Consider the following 19,108-nt stretch of genomic DNA (forward strand, 5'->3'; position numbering starts at 1 on the left):
CTCTCCATAATAGGTGAGTCGATTAGCTCGACTTTGTTGCTGGCGTCAAAAATTTGACGTTTATAATGAACGGTTAAGTTCAAGTTTGTTTTCAATACCAACAGGTGTCGGCGTAAGAAAACGTTTTGCTTCCGGCACCGAAGTGCGTTCCGCTTGTTAGTTGACGTTTTGCTGTTCAGTTTTCAAGGTTCATTTTGTGTCGCGTGTTTTGGCGACTCACTTATAATAACAATTCCCCAGACTACTGTCAACTGTATTTCAATGAAAAACTCGATTTCTTTTCTTAAATCATAATTGGAAACTATACAAATATAAACTTCTTCTATATATAGTAGCAATTATAGATAATCGACCTTTCTTTCATCTATATACAGAATGTCAGCGGGATTATTATTTTTAAGATTTTTACCGTAAAGTACAGCTTACTAGTCATTACTAATTTAAAAGACTCTTAATTCATTTTTCCAACTATCCAGACAATTCATTGAAGGGTAGTATGAATTCAGAAAGAGGGGTTAGAATGCGAGACAAATTTTCATTTCATCCTGTTGTATGGACTTTGTTAATAGGAACAGTATTTGCAAGAGGGGCTAGTTTTATGGCTTTACCGTTCCTTGCTTTATATTTATCAAACACACACGGGATTCATCCAATATGGATTGGTGTAACAATTGGACTTTCTCCATTGACTGGCACACTTGGAGGATTCATTGGAGGCTATTTTTCAGATCGCTATGGTCGTAAAAAAGTAATTCTGTGGACCATATTCGTTTGGGGATTGGTCTACTTTGGATTTTCCCTAGCTACTCATATCGGAACGTTTATGGTTTTAAATGCGTTGAATGGTCTTTGTCGCTCGTTTTTTGAGCCATCCTCCCAAGCCATGATGGCTGATTTAACTTCAGTTGATAAAAGGAAACGCGTTTTTTCATTACGTTATACAGCAATTAATATTGGTGCTTCTCTTGGCCCACTTCTTGGGGTTTACGTAGCTCAGTTTTCTACTTCACTTCCTTTTTTATTGACAGGGATCATGTACCTTCTATATGGAGTAACTTTATTCATCATGTTACATCGTTACTCAATCACACATTCAATTCCTGTTCATCAACTTCCCATGTTGGATTCACTTATCGTGATCTGGAGGGATAAAACCTTACTTCTATTTATTATTGGTGGAGTATTGGTCAATGTCGGTTACTCACAAATTGATTCCAACTTACCTCAATACATACAAAATTCTTTTTCAGAAGGGGTAGCTCTTTTTGCTAAACTGATTGCATTAAATGCGATTCTGGTAATCATTTTGCAAATTCCTTTAAGTTTGGTATCAGAAAAGTGGCCAATTCTTCGGGTAATGATTTTAGGAAGTGTTTTGTTCGCAATTGGTTTTGCAAGTTTCGGTTATGTTACGACAATTTTTGGTTTGATGATAGCAATGGCTGTTGTCACGATTGGTGAAATTTTCATCTTCCCTTCCACGAGTGTGTTTATTGATCAAATTGCACCTGATAATCGAAAGGGTACTTACTTTGGAGCTGGTCAATTTCGATCAATCGGAAACTTTACCGGACCAGTACTTGGAGGATGGTTACTACAAGATTTCGGGGGTAAACTATTATTCTCGGTTATAGGAATCATTATTTTATGTAGCATTATCTTTTACTCACTCGGTTATAGCAACATACAAAAAAAGGACTAAGGCGCATTTGCACCTCAGTCCTTCTATTATTCTTCAGATGTTTCAGGATCAGTTGGTAAGCTTTCATTTACTTCAGTTGTTAACTCTGATTCTTCACCCTCAACAACTAAAGTAGTTCCTTCTTCACCATCTTCATCAAACTCTTCTTCATCTTCAGCTTTTTCTACTTTTGCGACAGTCGCCACAAGTTCTTCTTTTCCTAAACGAATTAAGCGAACCCCTTGTGTGCTACGTCCTGTAATTGAAATGCTGTTAACATCCATTCGAATTAACATCCCATTAATCGTAATGAGCATTAAATCTTCTGAACCATCAACCGCTTTCACAGCTGATAATGGACCCGTTTTATCGGTGATTTGGCTTGTTTTAATACCAACACCACCACGAGATTGTAAACGATATTCTTCTTCAGAAGTACGTTTACCGTAACCATTTTCAGTTACAACTAATACTTCTTGACCTGGTTCCAAAATTTCCATACCAACTACATAATCATCTTTTCTCAAACGAATTCCTCGAACTCCAGAAGCTGTACGTCCCATTGAACGAATATCAGTCTCTTCAAATCGTACGAGCATTCCTTTTCGAGTACCAATAATAATGTGTTTTTTGCCATCAGTTAATCTGACGGAAATTAGCTCATCGTCATCTCTTAATGAGATAGAAATAAGACCATTTGCACGTATGTTAGCAAATCCACTTACTGGAGTACGTTTTGTAACTCCTTGAAGCGTCGTGAAGATAAAGTATGCATCTTCTTCAAATGATGCCATTTGAATCATCGCTGTTACTTTTTCTTCTTTATCGACACCAAGCAAGTTCACAAGCGGCAGTCCTTTAGCTGTACGGCCATACTCTGGAATTTCATAGCCTTTTGCACGGTATACTTTACCTGTATTCGTAAAGAACAAAATCGTATCATGCGTTGAGGTATAGAGTAAATGTTCAACGAAGTCGTTTTCATTTGTCCCCATTCCTTGTACGCCTCGACCACCACGTTTTTGGCTGCGGTATGTATTGACTGGCAAACGTTTGATATAGCCGTTATGCGTTAATGTCAGTACAGAATTTTCACGTGGAATTAAGTCTTCATCTTCCATCATTTCAGCTCCACCAGCTGTGATTTCAGTTCGACGTTTATCGTTAAAGCGCTCTTTAATTTCATTCAACTCTTCACGAATAATCTGTATAACTTTAAATTCATCAGCAAGAATAGCTTTCAATTCAATAATCAGCTTTTGTAATTCCTGATACTCGGCTTCAATCTTGTCGCGTTCTAAACCTGTTAAGCGTTGAAGTCGCATATCAAGAATAGCTTGAGCTTGTCGATCAGATAAATTAAATTGATCAATCAAACCATTTTTTGCTTCGTCACCAGTTTGTGATCTACGGATTAGTGCAATAATTTCGTCAATATTATCAAGTGCTATACGAAGACCTTCTAAAATATGTGCACGATCTTCTGCTTTGTTTAATTCAAATTGAGTACGGCGTTTGATAACCACTTTTTGATGCTCTAAGTAATGGTATAAAATTTCTTTTAATCCAAGTACTTTTGGTTGACCATCTACGAGAGCAAGCATATTCACACCGAAGCTTGATTGAAGAGACGTTTGTTTATATAAGTTATTAAGTAATACATTAGCATTTGCATCTTTACGAACTTCAATAACGATACGCATACCATTACGGTCTGATTCATCGCGAAGATCGGTAATTCCATCAATCTTTTTATCACGAACTAGTTCAGCAATTTTTTCGATAAGACGAGCTTTATTTACTTGGTAAGGTAGTTCATGAACCAAAATTACTTCTTTACCACTCGATTTTTGTTCTATTTCAACTTTTCCTCGAATGATGACAGAGCCTCTACCAGTTTCATAAGCACGGCGAATCCCGCTTCTCCCTAGAATGATACCGCCTGTAGGGAAGTCAGGACCAGGAATAATTTCCATCAATTCTTCAGTAGTTATTGCTGAGTTTTCTGCAAGAGCCAATACACCATCAATCGTTTCTCCTAATTGGTGAGGCGGAATGTTTGTCGCCATCCCTACCGCAATACCAGAAGCACCGTTAACTAATAAGTTAGGGAATCGGCTTGGTAGTACAACCGGTTCTTGTTCTTGACCATCATAGTTATCTTTGAAATCAATTGTATCTTTATTAATATCTCGAAGTAATTCCATCGCAATTTTAGACATGCGTGATTCAGTATAACGCATTGCTGCTGCTGCATCTCCGTCTACCGATCCAAAGTTTCCGTGACCATCAACTAGCATGTAACGGTAACTCCAATGTTGTGCCATACGTACCATTGCGTCATAAATTGAACTATCACCATGGGGATGGTATTTACCCATGGCATCTCCAACAATACGAGCTGATTTCTTATGTGGTTTGTCTGATGTGTTCCCCATACCTTGCATCGCATATAAAATACGACGATGAACGGGTTTCAATCCATCACGTACGTCAGGAAGTGCTCGTGAAACAATAACACTCATTGCATAATCAAGAAATGATGTTTTTATTTCAGTGCTGATATTAATCCCTTTTACTCCACTGTTCGGAATATCTGTCATGCAGGTAACCTCCCTTCACTTGGTCTAAATATCTAAGTTTTTCACGTAAATTGCATTTTCTTCAATAAATAGACGACGAGGTTCTACTTCATCTCCCATTAATCGACTAAATGTATCATCAGCATCAATTGCATCCTCTAAATTCACTTGTAACAATGTACGAACTGAAGGATCCATCGTTGTATCCCATAATTGAGTGGCATCCATTTCCCCTAGACCTTTGTAACGCTGAATACCAGGTTTCGGATGTTTAGGAAGTCTTTCTAAGATTACTTGAAGTTGTTTATCAGAATAACAATATTCAACATTTTTACCTTGTTTAATTTGGAATAAAGGTGGTTGAGCAATATATACGTAACCCGCTTCAATTAAGGGACGCATAAAACGGAAAAAGAACGTTAATAGTAATGTACGGATATGAGCACCATCAACATCGGCATCGGTCATAATAACAACTTTATGATAACGAGCTTTTTCAAGTGTAAATTCTTCTCCGATTCCTGTTCCCAGGGCCGTAATCATGGCACGAATTTCTGCATTTCCTAATATACGGTCAAGACGTGCTTTTTCAACGTTTAATATTTTCCCTCGAAGTGGAAGAATTGCTTGGAAGTGACGATCACGTCCAGATTTTGCAGAACCTCCGGCCGAGTCACCCTCAACAATGTACAATTCGCTTTCTGCTGGAACTCGTGATGAACAGTCTGCTAATTTACCAGGAAGACTTGATACTTCTAAAGCAGATTTGCGACGTGTAAATTCACGTGCCTTTTTCGCAGCAACACGTGCACGAGCTGCCATTAAGCCTTTTTCAATGACTTTACGAGCAATTACAGGGTTTTCCAACATAAAACGCTCAAATCCGTCAGAAAATAAAGAGTTAGTAATCGTGCTAACTTCAGAATTTCCTAATTTCGTTTTCGTTTGTCCTTCAAATTGTGGATTCGGGTGTTTAATTGACACAATCGCAACTAAACCTTCACGCACATCGTCACCAGATAAGTTAGTATCGGCGTCTTTTAACATATTGTTTTTACGACCGTAATCATTGATTTCGCGAGTTAACGCCATTTTAAAGCCAGATTCGTGCGTTCCGCCTTCATAGGTATTGATGTTATTCGCAAATGAGAAAATATTTGATGAGTAACCATTGTTATATTGCATGGCAATCTCAATAGATATTCCATCTTTTTCGCCTTCAATGAAAATAGGTTCATGTATAGGCTCTTTGGATTTATTTAAATGTTCAACGTACGACTTAATACCACCTTCATAGTGATAATTGTTTGTACGAACATCATCTTCTCTTTCATCGGTAATTTTAATACGTAATCCTCGGTTTAAGTATGCTAATTCACGTAAACGATTAGCCAAAATATCATATTCATAAACAGTGGTTTCCGTAAATATCTCTGAATCTGCTTTAAAACGAATCGTTGAACCTGTTTTATCAGTTTCGCCAATTACAGATAATTCTTGCGTTACGTCTCCACGCCCAAATTTGATGTAATGAAGTTTGCCATCACGATGAACATAAACTTCTGTTACTTCAGAAAGTGCATTAACAACAGAAGAACCTACACCATGAAGTCCACCTGATACTTTGTAACCGCCACCGCCAAATTTACCGCCAGCATGCAACACCGTCATAATAACTTCAACAGCAGGACGTCCCATTTTCTTTTCAATATCGACAGGAATCCCACGACCATTATCTTCAACTTTAATCCAATTGTCTTTTTCAATTGTGATATTAATTTCATCACAATAACCAGCTAATGCTTCATCAATGGCATTATCCACAATTTCCCACACAAGATGGTGAAGACCTTTTGAACTCGTAGAACCAATGTACATTCCTGGACGTTTACGTACCGCTTCTAGACCTTCTAATACCTGTATTTGATCAGCATCATAAGATTGCAGTTCTTTTTCTTCCATCGCCATTAAGCTCACCTGCTCTTTCCTACTGTTTTCTAGCTATTGTTTGAAGGGATTGTCCCTGGAATAAGATTAATTTTTTTTATAATGTTCTGCGGACTCAGAGGTGATGCATATATTAGAAAAGGCGTGATGATTAAAGACTTTACACGAGTTGTGTCGGTTAAGACTCGTGTTCGTGAATGTCGAAGCCACGCGTTACGCTCTGCCTCATCCTTTATCTCACGAAAATCTAAAATCGTGAGGATTTCGCTGTACTTGACGACAATTGATTTGCCGATAACCACATACAAAAAACTCACGCTCCCTCATCAACATGTCCTTGAGTCACATTATAAATTGCTGCTTGTGTAATTGTGTCGTGATTTATACCATCCACACTAGTTGTCGTAACAAACGTTTGAACTTCGCCTTGAATGGTATTTAATAAATGTGACTGCCTATAATCATCAAGTTCAGACAATACATCGTCTAACAGTAGCACGGGTGATTCCCCGACTTCTTGTTTGATTAATTCAATCTCTGCAAGCTTAAGTGACAGTGCGGTTGTTCGTTGTTGTCCCTGCGATCCGTAAGTTTGCACATCATAGCCATTGACAAAAAATTGTAAGTCATCACGATGTGGACCTGTTAAAGTCACACCTCTTGCTAACTCTTGGGATTTACTGGCTTGTAGTTTTTGACGTAAATAATCAGCCATTTGTTCGAACGTTTTATTTTGATCAAGACCACTGACAGGATTATAGCGAACTTCTAATTTTTCAAGTCCACGAGAAATTCCGAAATGAATCGGTTCAGCCCATTTTTGAAGAAGTTCCATAAATTGGAATCTTTTTCGAATAACACTGACAGCAGCTTGAATATATTGATCTGTATACACATCAAACATCACATCATTTAGAGATGATTTCCCTTGATGCATTTTCAATAAATGATTGCGCTGTTTTAATAATTTTTGAAAAGTTAGTAAATCGTGTAAATAAACAGGCGAAATTTGCCCAATTTCCATGTCCAAAAAACGTCTGCGTACTTGAGGACTGCCTTTTACTAAATGCAAATCTTCAGGTGCAAACATCACCACATTTAATTGGCCTATATAATCGCTTAAGCGACTTTGCTCTAAATGATTCACTTTTGCTTTTTTCCCTTTTTTTGACAAAGTTAATTCAAGCGGTAAGCGACCATATTTTTTATGAACATCACCTTTTATTTTACCATATTCTTCAGACCAACGTATCAATTCTTTATCATTTGAAGTCCTGTGTGATTTTGCCATTGAAAGCACATAAATCGATTCCATAATGTTTGTTTTGCCTTGTGCGTTTTCGCCAATCAATACATTGATCGTTTTTGAAAAAGTTAACGCTAACGATTCATAGTTTCGATAGTTCGTTAATTCGAGCCGTTCAATGAACATGTTATTGTCCGCTCGTTTGTTCCACTATACGGAATTGACCCACTCCTGGAATGTTTACACGATCGCCATCGCGAAGTTTACGTCCACGTCTTACCTCAGCTTCATCATTCACTAATACTTCATTTTCTGATAAAAACCATTTCGACATTCCGCCTGAGCTGATTGCATCTGTCATTTTTAGCATTTGGCCAAGTGTTACATATTCCGTTCCAATTTGTAGATTTTTCAAAGTAAATCCATCCTTCGTTTTTTAGTCTATCCCTTCATTTTACTCCATTTTCACTAAGAAGTAAAAAAAGCTTTACAGGTCACTCTAGCTATACTCCGATGGTGGATGAAATGAATTGAAATCCTGTTGCCGAATGAGCATCTGAAGTGGAGGTTCGAGTTGTCTTTTAAAGCTGAAAATAAAAAAAGGACAGCCCTGTAAAGGCTATCCTTTTCATATTTTTATTTTTAATATGTGCGAACCGGTAAAATTAATTGCAAAATTGCATCGTCATGAACTGATTTTAAAATGAACGGGCGCATGGCACCTGTAAATTGAACCATTACATCTTGGCCATCCACAGCTTTTAAAGCATCCATCATATATTTTGCACTAAAAGAAATCTTCAACTCTTCTCCTTCAATCGATGTTGCTTGAATCTCTTCTTCTACTTTCCCAACTTCAGGAGAGCTTGATGAAATTTCAACAACGTTTCCAGCTAAAGAGCTAAAACGAACAATATTATTACGCTCTTCGCGTGCCAATAAAGAAGCACGGTCAATTGCTTGAAGTAAAGCTTTTCCGTTTACAGTTACGGTTGTTTTATATTCATTTGGAATTAATCGAGATGTATCTGGATAATTCCCTTCAAGTAAACGTGAATAAAATAATACATCAGAAGTTTTAAATAATACTTGTTGTTGTGTCATCACAATATGAACGGGTTCTGACGAGTCTCCAATAATTTTGCTTAATTCGTTTAAGCTCTTTCCTGGAATAACTACGCTGTATTCCCCTTCTGGCATTTGATCTAATGTCGTTTTACGACGAGCAAGTCGGTGACTGTCTGTTGCGACACAAACAAGTTCTCCATTTTTTACTGTCCAGTGAACTCCAGTTAATACAGGACGACTTTCAGAAGTCGATACAGCAAAAACAGTTTCACGAATAATTGATTTTAATAAGTCAGCTGGAATTACAAATTGACGATCATCTTGAATTTCTGGAAGTAATGGATATTCAGACGCATCTAGTCCAATTAAATGAAACTCAGACTTACCTGAACGAATATGCGTTTGATAATTCTCATTAATTTCAATTTCTACATCGTTAGTTGGTAACTTACGAACGATTTCATTAAACATACGCGCTTGAACAACTATTGTTCCTTCTTCAATTACACGGATAACTTGTTCTCCATTTTCTTCTGCTTTTATAAATGTTTGAATCGTGATATCAGAATCACTACCTGTTAAGTGTAATCCCTCTTCTGTAACTTCAAGTTTAATTCCTGTCAAAATTGGAATTGTTGTTTTTGAACTAACTGCTTTCATTACATCATTTAATCCATCTAATAACCTGTCTCGCATGATTTCAAATTTCATCTTTTATACCTCGCTTATATATTTATTAATGTTTAAAAGAATAATAGATATAGTAATAGGGCCTGTGGATTTGTTGATAAGTCCACTTTTTCGAATGCTATCAATCTATCCACATGTTGATAACCTGTCCATAAACTAAGCTGCTCAATGTGGGGTTATCCACAGCTGTTAAGATTTGTTTAATAAACTCTTAATTTGTTTTAGGTCTTGTTGAAGAGCCTGATCCTCTTTTAATAGAGTAGAAATTTTTTCGTGTGCATGGATAACAGTTGTATGATCTCGTCCTCCAAATTCCTCTCCAATCTTAGGTAATGAGAAATTTGTCAACTCACGAGATAAATACATGGCAATTTGTCTAGGAAAAGCAATTGATTTTGTTCGCTTCTTCGCTTTGAAATCTTCTAAACGCATGTGGTAGTGCTCACCCACAGTTTTTTGAATATCCAAAATCGTAATTTTACGTGGTTTGGCATTTGGCATAATATCTTTTAATGCTTCAGCAGCTAAATCAGCATTCATGTCCTTATTTACTAGAGAAGAATAGGCCACGACACGGATTAAAGCACCTTCTAACTCACGGATATTGGAATCGATTTGATTGGCAATGTACATCATGACTTCATTAGGAATATCCAGTCCATCCGCTTTTGCTTTTTTCCTTAATATCGCGATACGTGTTTCTAAGTCTGGTGGCGTAATGTCTGTGATTAAGCCCCATTCAAAGCGCGAACGTAAGCGATCTTCTAATGTTGGAATTTCTTTTGGCGGTCTGTCACTGGAAATGACAATTTGTTTAGATTCCTCATGCAATGTATTAAATGTATGGAAAAATTCTTCTTGTGTTTGTTCTTTTCCAGCTAAAAACTGAATATCATCTATTAAAAGAACATCTACACTACGATATTTGTTGCGGAAATCGACTGTTTTATTATCTCGAATTGAGTTAATAAATTCATTCGTAAATTTTTCTGATGACAAATAAACCACTTTAGCATTTGGGTTATGTTCTTGGACATAATGACCAATAGCGTGCATTAAGTGGGTTTTTCCTAACCCAACACCACCATATATAAACAGTGGATTATAGGCTTTCGCAGGTGCTTCAGCTACTGCAAGTGAGGCTGCGTGAGCGAAACGATTACCCGAGCCAATAACAAATGTATCAAACGTATATTTTGAATTTAACATGCCAGGAGAAAACTCTGGTTGCTCGTGGTCTTTCATAGGAAGAATGGGTTTAGGGAGTGAAAAATCTTCTATATTTTGATCTTTCGGAACAACAAATCTTATCGATAAGCCTTCTCCAGTTAATTCCGTTAAAATTCCTGCGATTAAGTGAACATAATGCGTATCGAGCCAATCTCGTGCAAATGAGTTTGGAGCAGCGATCGTCACAGTGTCTCCTTGATAAGTCAGCATTTTTGTGGATTTGAGCCACGTTTCAAAGCTAGGTTTCGAGATTTTTTTCTCTACTTGAGCGAGAACACTCGACCATAGTTCTTCTAAATGTTCCAAAAACGTACCTCCTTTTTTCAAAATCTTTTTTATAGGCAATCTTACACATCAATATGTATAGTCATACACAAAACCACAAGCTGTGGATAAAGGTTAATAAGAGCCTTGGGATAAGCTATCCACAGATTATCAACAGTTGTGGATAACATTGAATAGTCATTTTTGTTTTTGAAGAGTAAAACACAAACATCGTATCAAAAAAAACGAGAAATTACAAGAGTTCTTGAAGGTTATCCACAAAATGAATATTCATGCACAACGCTGTTGTCCACAGCCAGTTAGTTTGTGAAAAACCTGTAGATAACGGTTGTGGATAGAAAAATAAGTCGAAAACGGTTATCCACAAGGCTTAATGAAATGTAATTCATATATGTGGACAACTATAAAGCATGTAGAGTTACACTGAAGGACAAGCATATTTCGAATTGCTATTGACATTTAGGGGTTAAACTATATATAATATCCAAGACTGTCTGTAGTAGATAAATCGACTTTCAATTTTTCAGGAGGTGTCACATAGATGAAACGCACATACCAACCAAATAAACGTAAACATAGCAAAGTACACGGGTTTCGCTCACGTATGAGTTCAAAAAACGGCCGTCGCGTATTAGCAGCACGTCGTCGTAAAGGAAGAAAAGTATTATCAGCTTAAGTCCACTGATCCGCATCAGTGGTCTTTTTTTTCTTTTCCTATAAGAAATGAATAATCAGGTGGAGAAAATCACTTTACGAAGAAAGTGATTAACATCGACGCAGGCGAATGCCGAGGAAGATGTCCAATCAAAACTTTACGAAGTAGTGATTAACATCAACGCTGGTGAATGCCGAGGAAGATGTCCAATTGCTGCTTTTCGAAGAAGGTGATGGATATCAACACTGGGCGAGAGTCGAAGTAGATGTTTACTCTTTCTTTTAAGAGTGCGTAAAGGTGAAGCAGGTGAATCGTGAATAAACGTCAACGTGTAAAGAAGAATGCAGAGTTTCAAAAAATATTTAAACGCGGTAAATCCTTTGCGAATCGCCAATTTGTCTTATACCTATTACCAATAGAAAGACAAGAAGAGTTTCGCATTGGCTTATCTGTGAGTAAAAAAGTCGGAAATGCAGTCGTCCGCAATAGAATAAAACGATATATAAGACAATCTTTCTTGGAACTGAAAGATGAAATCAACCCGAAGATGGATTATGTCATTATCGCCAGAAACCAGGCGGCCAATTTAGATTTTCATGAATCAAAGAGTAGTTTGCAACATGTGCTCAAAGTCGCCAAAATGATTCAAAAGATTAAGTAAAAAAGACAAGAAGTTTTAGATGTATGTATATATAGAAGAAATGGAATGTCGTTTTAGGGGGAAGAAGGGTGAACAAACGCTTAGCTTTAGTCCTCACGCTTGTTTCTGTCACGCTATTACTGAGTGGATGTACAGAATATAATCAACCGATCTATGAGGACAGTAAAGGATTTTGGAATGAGTTCATTGTTTGGCCTCTCGTTGCTTTAATCACTTATTTTAAGGAATTACTTGGAACTTACGGATTAGGAATTGTTCTCGTAACGATTATTATCCGATTAGCGATCCTGCCATTAATGATAAAGCAAACAAAGAGTGCAAAAAAAATGCAAGAAGTTCAACCCGAACTTGCTAAACTTAAGCAAAAATACAGTTCAAAAGATGGCGCAACTCAACAGAAGTATCAACAAGAAATGATGGCAATGTTTAAAGAAAAAGGCGTGAATCCAGCTGCAGGTTGTTTACCAGTTGTCATTCAAATGCCAATTTTAATTGGATTCTATCACGCGATTAGTCGTATGAATTCAACGCCAGAAATTAACTTGGGCAGCTTCTTATGGTTCCCACTTGCTGAACCAAGTATTATACTTGCCATTTTAGCCGGTATTATGCAGTTCTTGGTACTACGAACAGGACCAGCAATGGATAACCCTCAAATGAAAATGATGATGTATTTCATGCCTGTAATGATTGTAGGGTTCGGTATTTTCTTACCGTCTGCTTTAACTCTCTACTGGGTAATCGGAAATGTCATTTCATTAATTCAAAATATGATTATTTACAAACCATGGGAAAAACGCACACTTCTTCAACCTGCTAAAACTGGAGGGGCTAAAAGGTGAATCAGATTACGCAAACGGGTACAACAACTGAAAAAGCGATATCTGCAGCATTAGTTAAACTGGGGACAACGATTGAAAAAGTCACCGTAAACGTTTTAACTGAAGGCAAAAAAGGATTTTTAGGATTTGGCTCTAGACTTGCAGAAGTGCAAGTCACGTTAAAAGATGAAAAACCTATTGAACAAGTGGATCAAGTCGTCTCGGCTGAACCTGAATCTGAACCTGAATCTGAACCTGAACCTGAACCCTCAGAAGCACAAGCTGAAGGTGAAGTAGCTCCCATACAAGAAAAAATTGTTTTAGAAAACAGCGAGTCCACTCGAGGACTCGCTGTCGAAGAAACAAAAACGTATTTGAAACAAATTGCGAAAGATATGAAAATTGATGACTTAACGATTGAAACGGTGCGAGACGGTAAATATGTCACACTACGTCTTGAAAGTAAAAAAGCTGCCGTTCTGATCGGAAAAAGAGGTCAGACATTAAATGCATTACAGCAATTGTCTCAACTAGTAGCAAATAAATATTCTAACCAATTTTTGATGATTCAACTCGATGTTGAAAATTACCGCGAGCGTCGTCAAGAATCTTTGGAACAATTAGCAGATCGAATGGCTGATAAAGCAATTCGAACAGGTAAAAAAGTAGAGTTTGAACCAATGCCTTCTTATGAAAGAAAAGTGATACACCATGCTCTATCGCGTCGTTTGGATATTGAAACTGTATCAGTTGGAACAGACCCTAATCGTTATCTGGTTATTGAACCTTTGAAGTAAATAACAACGGACCTTACGTCAACAGACGAAAAGGTCCGTTTTCTTATGGTTCTAAATGACGTTTCCTACTTTCGATTTTAGTGATTTTATGCTATTGTTATACGTTAGAGAATCATGACCGTTTTTAGTTATCCACATGTGGATAAAGAAGGAAAAGGAGGTGGACGATCATGGAATTCGATACTATTGCTGCGATATCCACACCTATGGGTGAAGGAGCAATTGCGATTGTGCGATTAAGTGGATCAGAAGCAATTTCAATAGCTGATCAAATTTTTCGTTCACCGGGAGCAAAAGCATTAAGTAATCAACTTTCACACACGATCCATTATGGACATTTAATAGAGCCTAAAACAGGCGATGTAGTAGAAGAAGTCATGCTGTCTTTGATGAAGGGTCCAAAAACCTTTACTAGAGAAGACGTTGTAGAAATAAATTGTCATGGAGGCATCGTAACAGTTAATCATGTCCTGCAACTTGTATTAAGACATGGTGCCAGACTTGCAGAGCCTGGAGAGTTTACGAAGCGAGCATTTTTAAATGGGCGTATCGATTTATCTCAAGCAGAAGCTGTTATGGATTTAATTCGAGCGAAGACCGACCGAGCCATGAATGTAGCGCTTGGTCAAATGGATGGGAAATTATCAAGATTGATTGCCACGCTGCGTCAATCACTATTAGAAATATTGGCACAAGTAGAAGTGAATATAGATTACCCAGAATACGATGATGTTGAAGAAATGACACTGCCGATGATTATTGAAAAATCGACGTGGGTTAGAAAAGAAATAGAAAAATTACTACAAACATCGGTACAAGGGAAAATTTTAAGAGAAGGTTTGTCTACAGTAATTGTAGGTCGACCAAATGTAGGGAAATCATCATTATTAAATAGCTTAGTTCAAGAAAATAAAGCGATTGTAACAGAAGTAGCTGGAACAACACGCGATATTATAGAAGAATATGTGAATGTTCGAGGAGTACCATTAAAACTTGTCGACACAGCCGGAATTCGTGAAACGGAAGACATAGTGGAACGTATCGGTGTAGAACGCTCTAGAAAAGTGCTTAAACAAGCGGACTTGATTCTTTTGGTACTAAACCATTCGGAAGAGCTATCGATTGAAGACGAGCGGTTATTTGAAGCAATTCATGGTATGGACTTTATTGTCGTTATTAATAAAACCGATTTAGAGAAGAAAATTGATATTCAACGCGTTCAAGAAATAGCGGGGAATCGAAAAATTGTTACCACTTCCTTACTGCAAGAAGAAGGCGTGGACCAATTAGAAGAAGCGATTTCCTCTTTATTTTTTGAAGGATCTTTAGACAGCAGCGATTTGACCTATGTATCCAATGCTCGTCATATAGCGTTATTACATCAAGCTAAACATACCATTGAAGATGCAATAAGTGCAGCACATGCTGAAGTGCCAATCGATATGATTCAAATCGATGTCACCAGAACGTGGGAAATTTTAGGCGAAATAACGGGTGATACAGTCGAAGAAAGTCTACTTGATCAACTGTTTTCACAATTTTGTTTAGGAAAATAAGCGGAACGAAGGCTAAGTTCGCCGCACTCTTGCGGCAACATCTTCATGACCGAGGTCCCAAGAGGAAAGAGCCTATCTAGCTCAACACCGGTTTTGAGGTTTAGGTGCAAGTTGGAGCTAGACATAAATTGAACCGCACTATAAAAGAAAATATATGAAGACGAAAGGAATGAACGAACATGCAGAATTTTGAAGCGGGCTCGTTCGATGTAATTGTAATTGGAGCAGGGCACGCCGGCGCTGAAGCGGCTTTAGCAGCAGCGGGAATGGGTGCAAAAACACTAGTTCTAACAATCAATTTAGATATGATTGCATTTATGCCGTGTAATCCATCCATCGGAGGCCCAGCCAAAGGAATTGTCGTCCGTGAAATCGACGCAATGGGTGGCGCAATGGGGAAAGTAATCGACAAAACACATATTCAAATGAGAATGTTAAATACAGGAAAAGGACCAGCTGTACGTGCCTTACGTGCACAAGCTGATAAAGTCTTATACCAAGCAGAAATGAAACGTTTAATGGAAGAACAAGATAATTTGTCTATTCATCAAGCCATGGTTGAAGAATTAATCGTTGAAAACAATGAAATTCAAGGGGTAATTACACAAGTTGGTGCCATTTACCGTGCGAAAACAGTCATTGTTACGACGGGAACATTCTTAAGAGGTGAAATTATTATCGGCAACTTGAAATATTCAAGCGGCCCTAATAACCAACAACCTTCATTAAAATTGGCAGATAATCTTCGGGATTTAGGTTTTGATTTAGTTCGATTTAAAACAGGAACGCCTCCACGCGTAAACAGTAAAACAATCGATTACAGCAAAACAGAAATTCAACCGGGAGACGAAGTTCCACGTGCGTTTAGCTATGAAACATCTGAATTTATCACGGATCAATTACCTTGTTGGTTAACATATACCAATGAACGTACACATCAAGTGATTGATGATAATTTACACTTATCACCGATGTATTCAGGCATGATTAAAGGGACGGGTCCACGTTACTGTCCATCTATTGAAGATAAAGTGGTACGTTTTAATGACAAACCGCGTCACCAAATTTTCTTAGAGCCAGAAGGACGTAATACACGTGAAGTGTATGTCCAAGGTCTTTCTACAAGCTTACCTGAACATGTACAGCGTAAATTGCTTGAAAGTATTCCAGGCTTAGAAAAAGCTGAAATGATGCGAGCTGGTTATGCGATTGAGTATGATGCAATGGTTCCTACTCAGTTATGGCCAACACTAGAAACGAAAAAAATTCAAAATTTATATACAGCTGGTCAAATTAATGGCACATCTGGTTATGAAGAAGCGGCTGGTCAAGGACTAATGGCTGGAATGAATGCTGCTGCTCGTGCCTTAAATAAAGATGAAATTATTTTAAGTCGTTCAGATGCATACATCGGCGTGCTAATTGATGACTTAGTGACAAAAGGAACAAACGAACCTTATCGTTTACTAACATCAAGAGCAGAATATCGTTTGTTGTTGCGTCATGATAATGCCGATTTAAGATTAACAAAAATTGGCTTTACTGCTGGATTAATTCCTGAAGAGCGTTATGAACGTTTCGAGGCTAAAAAGAAATTAATCGAAGAAGAAATCGTTCGATTACGTAAAACCATCATTAAACCGAATGAAGAAACACAAAGTCTTATTCGTTCAAAAGGTGGTACAGAATTAAAAGACGGCATTAAAGGGCAAGATTTATTGAAACGTCCCGAAATGGCGTATGAGGATATTGCAAAGTTGTCACCATCAACCATTCAATTAACGGATGAGATGAAAGAACAAATCGAGATTCAGATTAAATATGAAGGTTATATTGAAAAATCGCTTCTACAAGTTGAAAAACTTAAAAAAATGGAAAATAAAAAAATTCCAGATTTAATTGATTATGATGCCATTTCTGGTATAGCTACTGAAGCTAAGCAGAAAATGAAAGAAGTTAGACCTTTATCAATTGCTCAAGCATCTAGAATTTCAGGGGTGAATCCTGCTGACATATCCATCCTATTGGTGTATATTGAACAAGGAAGAATAGCCAAAATATCCGGATAAGTTATAAAAGTGTCTATGCGCTAATTTCTGCAAATAGACTCTCTTAATATATATGGAAGGGGTCCCATATGAACCAAGAACAATTTGTTGAAGCACTTAAAGAAAAAGGGATCGATTTAACCCCTGAACAACTGCAACAATTTAATAAATATTTCGAAGTGCTAGTTGAGTGGAATGAAAAAATGAACTTAACAGCAATTACAGACCAACCATCTGTTTATTTAAAACATTTTTATGACTCAATCAGCATGGCATTTTATGTGGATTTTTCAAAAAATATATCGATTTGTGATGTAGGTGCCGGAGCTGGGTTCCCAAGTATTCCTTTAAAGATTTGTTTCCCGCAATTGGAAGTTACAATTGTTGATTCATTAAATAAACGAATACTGTTTCTTACACATCTAAGTGAACAATTGAAATTATCTAATGTTCAATTTGTTCATGCTAGAGCAGAAGAATTTGGGCAAAACCCTACTTACAGAGAAAAATATGATCTTGTAACGGCGCGAGCGGTGGCAAGATTATCTGTATTATCGGAGCTTTGTATTCCATTAGTAAAAGTAGGTGGACAGTTTGTGGCAATGAAAGCTGCAGCTGCTCAAGACGAATTAAGCGACGCGAAAAAGGCGTTAACAATTTTGGGTGCAGAAAAAGTTCAAGAATATTCTTTCACTTTACCTGTTGAAAATAGTGAACGGTCATTGTTTGTATTTAATAAAGTGAAAAGCACTCCTAAAAAATATCCAAGAAAACCTGGAGATCCTAATAAATCCCCATTGTAACTGTTGTGTTTCACGTGGAACATTAATAAAGGATTGACGAGATTTGTCGCGAATAAGTACAAGTAGTGAGTTTCTTAAAGGTGGTGCCTCGGGGATGAAAAGTCCTTTTTCACGTTTTTTTGGAAGTAGCGAGAAAGAAATCGCTGCTACAAAGCAAACAGCCGAACAATTTGAAGAAGTTTTAAAAATCCCTTTAAATTTAATTGTCCCGAATCGTTTCCAACCTCGGACAGTTTTTGATGAGTCTAAAATTGAAGAATTAGCTCGCACAATTCACACTCATGGTGTAATTCAACCTATCGTTGTACGCAAAATGGATGACGATCGATATGAGATCATTGCTGGAGAACGTCGATTCCGGGCTATGACCAAACTTGAGTGGGAGTTAGTTCCTGCAATTGTACGAAATTTAAGTGATAAAGAAACAGCATCAATCGCACTGATTGAAAATCTACAACGTGAAGAGTTAACAGCAATTGAGGAAGCTTTAGCTTATCAAAAATTGTTAGAACTACATGAACTAACTCAAGAAGCTTTAGCTCAACGTTTAGGTAAGGGACAGTCAACTGTAGCCAATAAATTAAGATTGCTTAAATTACCACAAATAATTCAAGATGGTATTTTACGACGTGATATATCTGAACGTCATGCTCGAGCGTTAATGCCCATTAAAGAAGAAGAAAAACAAATTGATTTGTTCCATGAAATTATAGCTCAGCAATACAATGTAAAGCAGCTTGAAAAGAAAGTGGATGAATGGTTGAATCCACCAGCTGTTGAAGGTAAAAAAGAAAAACCAAAGAGAAAAACGATTAGTCGTGATGTCAGAATTGCGTTAAATACACTTAGACAGTCATTTGCGATGGTAGCTAAAACAGGAATAAAGATGGAAACCGAAGAAGAAGAACTCGAAGATTTCTATCAAATTACTGTGAGGATACCGAAAAAGAAATCCTAATATTGCGAAGCTGTGAACTCTTGCTATGTACTTGGCAAGAGTTTTTTGATTTGTAATCATAATATAATCCTTTTTTTATG

At 37.3% G+C, this 19,108-nt stretch carries 15 protein-coding genes; 9 read left to right on the forward strand and 6 right to left on the reverse strand.

The window, feature by feature from the left end:
• The first annotated feature begins 520 nt into the window (after positions 1–520).
• Entirely contained in the window at positions 521–1,702 is a 1,182-nt protein-coding gene (locus ACFPYN_RS13665) for an MDR family MFS transporter (RefSeq protein WP_377734964.1), read from the forward strand.
• A gap of 26 nt (positions 1,703–1,728) precedes the next feature.
• Here ACFPYN_RS13665 and gyrA read toward each other — a convergent pair whose 3' ends face one another.
• The 6 genes from gyrA to dnaA form a co-directional block, all read right to left on the reverse strand.
• On the reverse strand, positions 1,729–4,284 hold the full coding sequence (gyrA, locus tag ACFPYN_RS13670; protein WP_377734965.1) for a DNA gyrase subunit A: 2,556 nt from the start codon (positions 4,282–4,284) through the stop codon (positions 1,729–1,731).
• A 24-nt stretch (positions 4,285–4,308) separates the two neighbouring features.
• Positions 4,309–6,231, reverse strand: a complete 1,923-nt coding sequence (gyrB, locus tag ACFPYN_RS13675) for a DNA topoisomerase (ATP-hydrolyzing) subunit B (RefSeq protein ID WP_377734967.1) — start codon at positions 6,229–6,231, stop codon at positions 4,309–4,311.
• 292 nt (positions 6,232–6,523) lie between these two features.
• Positions 6,524–7,642, reverse strand: coding sequence for a DNA replication/repair protein RecF (gene recF, locus ACFPYN_RS13680; protein WP_377734968.1), 1,119 nt, complete (start codon positions 7,640–7,642; stop codon positions 6,524–6,526).
• 1 nt (position 7,643) lies between these two features.
• Positions 7,644–7,871, reverse strand: a complete 228-nt coding sequence (gene yaaA, locus ACFPYN_RS13685; RefSeq protein ID WP_377734969.1) for a S4 domain-containing protein YaaA — start codon at positions 7,869–7,871, stop codon at positions 7,644–7,646.
• A gap of 227 nt (positions 7,872–8,098) precedes the next feature.
• A complete protein-coding gene (dnaN, locus tag ACFPYN_RS13690) occupies positions 8,099–9,235 on the reverse strand; it encodes a DNA polymerase III subunit beta (protein ID WP_377734970.1) in 1,137 nt (378 codons plus the stop codon).
• A 168-nt stretch (positions 9,236–9,403) separates the two neighbouring features.
• Positions 9,404–10,750, reverse strand: a complete 1,347-nt coding sequence (gene dnaA, locus ACFPYN_RS13695) for a chromosomal replication initiator protein DnaA (protein ID WP_377734972.1) — start codon at positions 10,748–10,750, stop codon at positions 9,404–9,406.
• A gap of 520 nt (positions 10,751–11,270) precedes the next feature.
• On the opposite strand from dnaA, the gene rpmH reads away from it, so the two are divergent.
• The 8 genes from rpmH to noc all read left to right on the forward strand — a co-directional run bounded on the left by rpmH (position 11,271) and on the right by noc (position 19,028).
• The gene (rpmH, locus tag ACFPYN_RS13700; protein WP_016428940.1) at positions 11,271–11,405 is read left to right on the forward strand and encodes a 50S ribosomal protein L34; all 135 of its coding nucleotides are present in this window, start codon (positions 11,271–11,273) and stop codon (positions 11,403–11,405) included.
• Between the two features lie 292 nt (positions 11,406–11,697).
• Positions 11,698–12,045, forward strand: a complete 348-nt coding sequence (gene rnpA / locus ACFPYN_RS13705) for a ribonuclease P protein component (RefSeq protein WP_377734973.1) — start codon at positions 11,698–11,700, stop codon at positions 12,043–12,045.
• Between the two features lie 68 nt (positions 12,046–12,113).
• The gene (gene yidC, locus ACFPYN_RS13710; RefSeq protein WP_377734974.1) at positions 12,114–12,887 is read left to right on the forward strand and encodes a membrane protein insertase YidC; all 774 of its coding nucleotides are present in this window, start codon (positions 12,114–12,116) and stop codon (positions 12,885–12,887) included.
• A complete protein-coding gene (gene jag / locus ACFPYN_RS13715) occupies positions 12,884–13,663 on the forward strand; it encodes an RNA-binding cell elongation regulator Jag/EloR (RefSeq protein WP_377734975.1) in 780 nt (259 codons plus the stop codon). The genes yidC and jag overlap by 4 nt, the downstream gene beginning before the upstream one ends.
• A gap of 170 nt (positions 13,664–13,833) precedes the next feature.
• Positions 13,834–15,219, forward strand: coding sequence for a tRNA uridine-5-carboxymethylaminomethyl(34) synthesis GTPase MnmE (mnmE, locus tag ACFPYN_RS13720; protein ID WP_377734976.1), 1,386 nt, complete (start codon positions 13,834–13,836; stop codon positions 15,217–15,219).
• A gap of 179 nt (positions 15,220–15,398) precedes the next feature.
• On the forward strand, positions 15,399–17,288 hold the full coding sequence (gene mnmG, locus ACFPYN_RS13725; RefSeq protein ID WP_377734977.1) for a tRNA uridine-5-carboxymethylaminomethyl(34) synthesis enzyme MnmG: 1,890 nt from the start codon (positions 15,399–15,401) through the stop codon (positions 17,286–17,288).
• A 68-nt stretch (positions 17,289–17,356) separates the two neighbouring features.
• Positions 17,357–18,070 carry a 16S rRNA (guanine(527)-N(7))-methyltransferase RsmG gene (gene rsmG / locus ACFPYN_RS13730; protein WP_377734978.1) on the forward strand — a complete coding sequence of 238 codons (714 nt, stop codon included), beginning with the start codon at positions 17,357–17,359 and terminating at the stop codon, positions 18,068–18,070.
• 94 nt (positions 18,071–18,164) lie between these two features.
• Complete coding sequence (gene noc / locus ACFPYN_RS13735; RefSeq protein ID WP_377734980.1) at positions 18,165–19,028, forward strand: nucleoid occlusion protein; 864 nt, start codon at positions 18,165–18,167, stop codon at positions 19,026–19,028.
• Positions 19,029–19,108: the final 80 nt, after the last annotated feature.

Origin of the sequence: Paenisporosarcina macmurdoensis (genome assembly GCF_042658845.1) — a bacterium.
Classification (GTDB): Bacteria; Bacillota; Bacilli; order Bacillales_A; family Planococcaceae; genus Paenisporosarcina; species Paenisporosarcina macmurdoensis.

Bases quoted from the DNA above. Each gene is read 5' to 3' on its own strand.
- mnmE (WP_377734976.1), top strand. From the start codon at position 13,834: ATGGAATTCGATACTATTGCTGCGATATCCACACCTATGGGTGAAGGA.
- dnaN (WP_377734970.1), bottom strand. From the start codon at position 9,235: ATGAAATTTGAAATCATGCGAGACAGGTTATTAGATGGATTAAATGAT.
- mnmG (WP_377734977.1), top strand. From the start codon at position 15,399: ATGCAGAATTTTGAAGCGGGCTCGTTCGATGTAATTGTAATTGGAGCA.
- noc (WP_377734980.1), top strand. From the start codon at position 18,165: ATGAAAAGTCCTTTTTCACGTTTTTTTGGAAGTAGCGAGAAAGAAATC.
- ACFPYN_RS13665 (WP_377734964.1), top strand. From the start codon at position 521: ATGCGAGACAAATTTTCATTTCATCCTGTTGTATGGACTTTGTTAATA.
- recF (WP_377734968.1), bottom strand. From the start codon at position 7,642: ATGTTCATTGAACGGCTCGAATTAACGAACTATCGAAACTATGAATCG.
- gyrA (WP_377734965.1), bottom strand. From the start codon at position 4,284: ATGACAGATATTCCGAACAGTGGAGTAAAAGGGATTAATATCAGCACT.
- rsmG (WP_377734978.1), top strand. From the start codon at position 17,357: ATGAACCAAGAACAATTTGTTGAAGCACTTAAAGAAAAAGGGATCGAT.
- rpmH (WP_016428940.1), top strand. From the start codon at position 11,271: ATGAAACGCACATACCAACCAAATAAACGTAAACATAGCAAAGTACAC.
- gyrB (WP_377734967.1), bottom strand. From the start codon at position 6,231: ATGGCGATGGAAGAAAAAGAACTGCAATCTTATGATGCTGATCAAATA.